The sequence below is a fragment of the Actinomycetota bacterium genome (genome assembly GCA_005774595.1).
Taxonomy (GTDB): Bacteria; Actinomycetota; Coriobacteriia; order Anaerosomatales; family D1FN1-002; genus D1FN1-002.
This window is the reverse complement of sequence record VAUM01000456.1, coordinates 1-1,253: the sequence shown is the minus strand read 5'-3', so window position 1 is coordinate 1,253 and position 1,253 is coordinate 1. Positions and strand designations below refer to the sequence as shown.

Sequence of the window (1,253 nt, the reverse complement as noted above, 5' to 3'; positions counted from 1 at the left end):
GACCCCCGTTGGGGCGTGGTGGTGGCGGTGCTGCCCGTATGGCGTGACGCCGCCTGCGCGTTCGCGAACCACGTCAGTCCGCCTCGTACCGCACGACAACGCACGTGGCGTCGTCGTGGACCTTCCCGTGGTGATCGAGCAACTCCTCCGCGATCTTCTGCGCGGTGCCCTCGGCGTGCTTCTCGAGATGGATGCGGCTGGACAGCCCGTCGGTGGCGACGGCGAACAGCAGCTCCGAGGGCAGCCCGAACGTGTACGGCACGATCTTGCGGACGCGGTGGCCGACAACTCCCGGAGCGGACACGGGGTGCATCGACCTGTGCGAGACGGCCTGGAAGTGGACATTGCCGACACCGCAGCACTCCAGCCGGTGCGCGTGCCAGTCGAGCCGCACGAGCATCACGGCAGCGCCACGCGTGCGAGCGGCGGCACTACCGAGCTTGCGCATCAGCTCGTCGAGCGGGCCGTCGGGCTCGTCCCTGACCAGTCCGGTGATGGCATGCGCGGCCGAGGCCGCGCCCTCACCGTGCCCGAGTCCGTCGGCCACCGCGACGAGCACAGCGTCCGCCCGTGTCACGACGGTGAAGTCGTCGCCGGGCATCCGCTCGCCCAAGGCCGGGCGGCAGATGCTTCCGATATCGAGGGGCATCAGCGGTACTTCCTCGTGACCACCGTCGTGCCCCGGCCCGGGACGGAGTCGAGTTCGAACTCGTCCATGAGGCGCTTGGTACCGAGCAGGCCTATGCCCATCCCGGTGTTCGACGAGTAGCCCCCGGCCATGATGCTGTCGATGTTGGGAATGCCGGGGCCATTGTCGACGGCACGGATCTCGATCCCCTTGCGCTCGCCGCTCAGGGGCACGAGTTCTACGTAGCCTCGCCCCGCGTACGCGATGATGTTGCGCGCGAGCTCCGAGGTGATCGTCGCGATCTTGACCTGCTCGACGGGGGGGAACCCGAGCGCAGCGCACATCCCGCGAGTGGCTCCCCGTGCGGTCACGATGTCGAACTCCTCGCGCAGCTCGACGCGCTTGGGGCCGTCGCCGTACTCGGGCTCTTGCGCCCGCGCGGCCGATGCGATGCCGGACACGGCGGGCGGCTTCGGCTCGAACGGGGCGGGCAGCCCGACTGCGGCCGCAGCTGCGTCAGGCCCGCCCCCAAGCGCCATCGAGGCGACAGCCTTCTTGATCGCCTCGATGCACTGCTCGCGACGCTCCGGTTCGCCGACGAAGTTGCGTATCCCGGATTCCATTG

At 69.4% G+C, this 1,253-nt stretch carries 2 protein-coding genes; both read right to left on the bottom strand.

From position 1 onward, the window contains the following. Positions 1-73: 73 nt before the first annotated feature. Positions 74-649 (bottom strand): hypothetical protein, encoded by a 576-nt coding sequence (locus tag FDZ70_10945; GenBank protein ID TLM65665.1) that lies wholly within the window; start codon positions 647-649, stop codon positions 74-76. Continuing rightward, on the bottom strand, positions 649-1,167 hold the full coding sequence (locus tag FDZ70_10940; protein ID TLM65666.1) for an anti-sigma regulatory factor: 519 nt from the start codon (positions 1,165-1,167) through the stop codon (positions 649-651). Before FDZ70_10940 ends, FDZ70_10945 begins: the two co-directional genes overlap by 1 nt. Between the last annotated feature and the right edge of the window lie 86 nt (positions 1,168-1,253).

Coding starts and splice junctions, on each gene's coding strand:
- FDZ70_10945 (TLM65665.1), bottom strand. CDS start 649: ATGCCCCTCGATATCGGAAGCATCTGCCGCCCGGCCTTGGGCGAGCGG.
- FDZ70_10940 (TLM65666.1), bottom strand. CDS start 1,167: ATGGCGCTTGGGGGCGGGCCTGACGCAGCTGCGGCCGCAGTCGGGCTG.